This is a genomic window from Streptomyces sp. NPDC014623 (assembly GCF_043088245.1).
GTDB lineage: Bacteria > Actinomycetota > Actinomycetes > Streptomycetales > Streptomycetaceae > Streptomyces.
Window position 1 is genome coordinate 1 of record NZ_JBIBZU010000022.1, and the last position, 5,151, is coordinate 5,151.

Sequence of the window (5,151 nt, forward strand, 5' to 3'; positions counted from 1 at the left end):
GTTTGTTTTGTTCGTGTTGTGGGGGGGGGGGGGTTCCGTCCCATGTGGCGGGGGGTTTGTTTGGGGGTTGTCCACCCCCCCGGGGGGGGGGGGGCCCCCCCCCCCCCCGCGGGGGGGGGGGCCCCCGCCGCCGGCTGTCGCCCCCTTCCGCGCGCATGACACCGGAAGGCGGCGCCCGCCCGGATGCGACCCGGCCGAGGGAGCCGAACACCCGCCCGGCCGAGGCCCCGGGGCGCCCCTGCCCACTCCCCACGCCGCCCCTCCGCAGGCGCGGGTTGACTTCGGCGCCTAGTGCAGATTCACTAGAGCGACGCTGATGTCCATGCACTACGAGAAAGTGCTGTGGCAGTTGACAACAGGGGCTTCTCCACCGGGAGGGCCTCAGGAGCGCGCCGCACGGGTGCGCGCCGCACGTGAGGACGAAGAGGGCGGGACATCGTGACCTTTCACCCGTTCACGTCGCATGTCGTGGTTCATTCGGGCGTCGGGCGTGTGGCCCTCGTCGGCGAACTCGACCTGGATACCGCCCCCCAGGTCCGGGAGGCGGTGACGGCTTGCCTGGCGAAGCAGCCGACGAGCCTCTGCCTCGATCTGACCGACGTCACCTTCTGCGACTGCGCCGGCCTGAGCGCCTTGCTCAGGGCACGGTCGACCGTTCTCCGGGCAGGCGTCGGCCTGGTCGTGGAAGGGGTCGGACCGCAGTTGGCACGACTGCTCTCCCTGATCGGGGCCGAGGGCATCCTCACCGGGACGGGCACGCCCGCGGACACGGAACCGGCTCGCTGCGTTCCGGACGCGGTCACAGCTCACGGCGGCGCGGAAGCAGTGGCTACGGCAGGGCGGCCGTTTTGAGACCTTCTGGCATGATCGTAAGGTCCGCCACCTGCAAGGATGCACAGATGCCCTCTTCTCCCCCGCACAGCCGGCCGGTCAGGATCCTGCTGGTCGAGGACCACGACATGGTGGCCGAGGCGATCCGCCTCGCCCTGGAGCGCTCATCCGACCTGCAGGTGGTGGGGCGTGCGGCGTCGGTGGCTTCGGCATTGGCCGACGCGAAGCGGTGTGAGCCGGACGTCGTCCTGATGGACCGGCGGCTGCCGGACGGCGACGGGGTCACCGCCATCACCGATCTGCTGGCACTCGTGCCGGAAGCGCGCGTCCTCATCCTGGCGGGCGAGGGCGGCGGGTCGGTCGCCGCGCGCGTCGCGGAGGCCGGCGGAGGCGGCCTGATCCTGAAGGCCCGCGGTCTGGGCGAACTGGAGGACGCCGTGCGCAGAGTGGCGGCGGGTGAAATGGTGTTCAGCCAGGACCTCCTGGGCGACGTGCTGGGACGGCTGACCGGCAGGGCGCCCGGTCCCGGCGCGAACCTGACGCCGCGGGAGCGGGAAGCTCTCCACCTGCTGGGGGAAGGTCACACCACCGCGGAGATCAGCGATCAGCTGGGGGTCGCTCTCAACACGGGGCGCAACCATGTCCAGCGGGTGCTGGAGAAACTGGGCGCGCGTTCGCAGCTGGAAGCCGTGACGATCGCACGACGTGAAGGGCTCCTCAAATGACGCCGGAGCCACGGTCACAGCCGCAGAGGCTGGAGCGGAAGCAGGCGGCCCCGCTGTCGGAAACGGCCTTCACACTGCTGGTCCAGGGGGTGCTGGACTACGGCATCTTCATGCTCGACCCGCAGGGCTACATCATCAGCTGGAACGCGGGGGCGGAGCGGATCAAGGGATACAAGTCCACGGACATCCTGGGACAGCACTTCTCGGTCTTCTACCCGCCCGAGGATCAGACGGCGGGCAAGCCGCAGTGGGAACTGGAGACCGCCGTGGCCGAAGGCAGACTGGAGGACGAGGGCTGGCGGGTCCGCCAGGACGGCTCCCGGTTCTGGGCGAACGTGGTCATCACCGCACTGTGGGACGAAAAAGGCGTGCTGCAGGGATTCGGCAAGGTCACCCGCGACATGTCCGAACGACGGGCGGCGCAGCAGGCCCTCAGTGAGCGACGGCGGCTGTTCGATCACCTGGTCCAGGCGCAGGAGACGGAACGACGCCGCATCGCGTGGGACGTCCACGACGACTCCATCCAGGCCATGGTGGCGGTCGGGATGCGGCTGGAGCTGATGGCGGAGCGGGTGCCGGAGGCGCACGCCGCGGAACTGCGGCGCCTGGACACGACGGTGCGCGAGGCGATCGCACGGCTTCGGAGTCTGACCTTCCGGCTGCATCCGCCCGGGATCGACAGACACGGTCTGGTCGAAGGGCTTTCGAGTCACCTGGACGACGTCGTGCGCTCCTCGTGGGGGATGGCCTGCTCGTTCGAACACCAGCTGGAACGCGAACCCACGGCCGAGACGGCCATCACCATCTTCCGTGTCGTCCAGGAAGCGTTGCTGAACGTGAACAAGCACGCGCGGGCGAGCAGAGTCGACGTCCGCATCACGTCGGCCGACGGGGGCCTGCTGACGCGTGTCATCGACGACGGAACCGGCGAGCCCCGGTCGGAGGACGGCACCCGCGAACATTTCGGCGTCATCGAGATGCGGGAGAGAGCCGAGACGGCAGGAGGATGGTGGTCCATGTACAGCCGCCCCGGTACAGGGACGACGGTCGAGTTCTGGGTGCCGAACCCGCTTCCGGTGCCGGCACCGGCACCGACGGACGAGGCCTCGTGAACATGACCACGCCGGACGGCCCGCCCGGCTCACCGTTCAGCGTCATCCTGTGTGATGACAACGCGTTGCTCCTGGAGACGCTGAGCGAGGTCGTCCAGGCCCAGCACGATCTGGAGGTCGTGGGCACCGCGCGCAACGGTGAGCAGGCGCTTCGGCTCACGGAGCAGCATCGACCGGATCTCGTGATCCTGGACGTCCGCTTTCCCGGCGGCGGCCCCAACGTCGCCAGGGACATCGCGCGGTGTTCACCGGCGAGCCGGATCGTGGCGTTCTCCGCGTACGACGACAAGGGCTCCGTCGAACAGATGACGAGCGCCGGCGTCGCCGAGTACGTACTCAAAGGCGCGAGCAACCGGGAGCTCCTCATGGCTCTGCGCCGGGTGGCCGAAGCCCGGTGAAGGCAGCCGGACCAGGGCGTCCCGTCCCGGGGCAGCCGCCCCGGCTCACTCCAGTCTCATGTGGAGACGCAGCACCAGTCCCTGCGCCGCCGCCCTGATCTCGACCAGGTCGCACACCTGATGCATGATCCACACCCCCCGGCCTCCGGTCGTCGCCCGGGGGTCGGGCCGGCGGCGGCCCGTGAGGGGGTCGGCCAGCAGGCCCTCGTCGCGGATCTCGGCGACGAGCTCACCGTCGGCACGCCACATGCGCAGGGTCCCGCGGCCGCCTCCGTGCCGCACCGAATTGCTGGTCGCCTCACCGATGGCGAGGAGCCAGTCCGTGCGGGAGGCCGGTGGCAGGCCGGCGTCCGCCGCCCAGCGGTCGGCCCGGTCGCGTACGAGCGCCAGGCCCTGCGCGCCGAACGGGACGACCACGGCGTCCTGCGGTTCGGGCAGCGGGGTGTCGCAGTCACGACAGACCTCGTGGGGGTCGGTGTAGCGGGAGCTGGCCCGGTAGGCGCCCGGATCACCGACCACCGGGTGGGTGCGGTAGGCCTGTGCCAGCACGTCCTCGGGCAATGCCGTGTCGTAGGGACAGAGGATGCTGACCGGACGCCCGGTGAAAGCGAGGTTGATCAGTGCTTCGTGCCGTGTCGCCTCCCGTGCCTCCGCCGGCGTACGGCCGACCCAGATCGGCTCCCCCACGATCGACACCTGGGCGTGCTCCCCCGCGTGGTCGGCGAACTCCTGGAGCATCGACAGGATGCGCCCCGGGTTCCGTCCCGCCTGGTACATGTCCACCCACCGGACGTGCTCGCCGCCCCCGACGAAGTCCCGCAGCAGCGGGAGGTGCGGGCCGGGCACGGCCACCAGCACGGAATGCTCCTGGGAGACGGCGTCCCGGACGAACGTCCCGACTCCGTCGAGGTACTCGTCCTCGGTGCCGTAGAACAGTGCCGGGTGGTAGAAGGCGGCCTGCCGGCCGGGGCCGGCCGAGGTAGACCCGTAAGTTGTCATCGGTCCACGACCTCCACCACGGAGTCCAGCTCCGGGAACAGTTGCAGTAGTCGCCGCACGGGCGAAGGGGCCTGTCGGACCTTCAGTGGCGGGCCACCGCTCCGCCCGGCCGCGGCGTCGGCCAGCAGGGCCAGTGAAGCCGCGTCGATGTGGCGCAGGGCCGCCAGGTCCAGCTCCGTCCGCGGGTCCGCCGCGCCCGAGACGGCGGCAGCCGCGGCAGCGACCGCGTCCCGTGTGTCGTATCCGGCCGACCCGGACATCTGCAGCCCCGGCCGGCCCACCAGCGGAGCCACCCGCAGAGCGGGGCCGGGGTGCGGCTCCCCCCTGTGCGTCAGGTGGGCGCTCGCCAGGACACCCACGTACTCGTCACGCATCAGGCGCCGGTCGTAGAAGCACCACGCCGTCAGGGGCAGACGGGCGGAGACCTCCTCGTGCATGCGCAGCTCGTACTCGAGCAGCCTGTCGGCACCGGGGATGTCCCTCGCCCCCCAGGACATCTCGCCGATCGCCCGCAGTCCTCGGTACCCCGAGGCGGAGGCCGCCCGGACCGCGTCGAACCACAGTCCGATCATCTCGTCGGGATCGAAGCCGGAACCGGCGAGATACGTCTGCGCGGCGGCCGACACGGACAGCTGCCCGCGCGTCACGGCTCCCTCCGCGTCGATGCCCGCGTCGGTGAGCGCCCGCAGCACCCGCTCGGGCGCGGTGGTGTCCGCGAAGTACAGGACCTGCTCGCCCTTCTCCAGCCCCCTGCGGACGAAGGCGCCGAGGTGCTCCGCCCACTGCCGGTCGTCGGAGAAGACCACGCTGGTGTGACATCCCTCGGGCGACTCCTCCCCAGGGGGCGCCGCCGTTCTTCGCGCCGTCCGCATACCGCGCCCCTTATTCCCGCCCGATGCAGCTTTCCCGACCATGGAAACACACGAATGCACCGCACCCGGTGGCCACGGTGCACCCGTCCCGCCCGGGGCACGTCGGCGCGCGGGCGGGCAGCGGATCGAGCCACATGGCGGCGGAGCCGCGAGGGCGGTGATCCCGGTCACCGGGACGGCTCAGGACATGAGCTCCCCAGGTGACGGTCCCACC

6 protein-coding genes are annotated in these 5,151 nt (G+C 70.9%); 4 read left to right on the plus strand and 2 right to left on the minus strand.

Translation table 11 applies throughout. The features are described from left to right. Positions 1–468: 468 nt before the first annotated feature. From ACF1FZ_RS28675 to ACF1FZ_RS28690, 4 genes are read left to right on the plus strand one after another with little or no spacing between them, the layout of a single operon-like run. Positions 469–852, plus strand: a complete 384-nt coding sequence (locus ACF1FZ_RS28675; RefSeq protein WP_391776292.1) for an STAS domain-containing protein — start codon at positions 469–471, stop codon at positions 850–852. 47 nt (positions 853–899) lie between these two features. Continuing rightward, entirely contained in the window at positions 900–1,556 is a 657-nt protein-coding gene (locus tag ACF1FZ_RS28680) for a response regulator (protein WP_391776293.1), read from the plus strand. Continuing rightward, entirely contained in the window at positions 1,553–2,668 is a 1,116-nt protein-coding gene (locus tag ACF1FZ_RS28685; RefSeq protein WP_391776294.1) for a PAS domain S-box protein, read from the plus strand. The genes ACF1FZ_RS28680 and ACF1FZ_RS28685 overlap by 4 nt, the downstream gene beginning before the upstream one ends. Before the next feature lie 2 nt (positions 2,669–2,670). After that, a complete protein-coding gene (locus ACF1FZ_RS28690; RefSeq protein ID WP_391776295.1) occupies positions 2,671–3,066 on the plus strand; it encodes a response regulator transcription factor in 396 nt (131 codons plus the stop codon). 45 nt (positions 3,067–3,111) lie between these two features. Here the strand turns inward: ACF1FZ_RS28690 and ACF1FZ_RS28695 are convergent, their stop codons facing one another. Both ACF1FZ_RS28695 and ACF1FZ_RS28700 read right to left on the minus strand, forming a co-directional pair. After that, the gene (locus tag ACF1FZ_RS28695; RefSeq protein ID WP_391776296.1) at positions 3,112–4,065 is read right to left on the minus strand and encodes an anti-sigma factor RsbA family regulatory protein; all 954 of its coding nucleotides are present in this window, start codon (positions 4,063–4,065) and stop codon (positions 3,112–3,114) included. After that, complete coding sequence (locus ACF1FZ_RS28700) at positions 4,062–4,871, minus strand: MEDS domain-containing protein (protein WP_391776297.1); 810 nt, start codon at positions 4,869–4,871, stop codon at positions 4,062–4,064. The genes ACF1FZ_RS28695 and ACF1FZ_RS28700 overlap by 4 nt, the downstream gene beginning before the upstream one ends. Between the last annotated feature and the right edge of the window lie 280 nt (positions 4,872–5,151).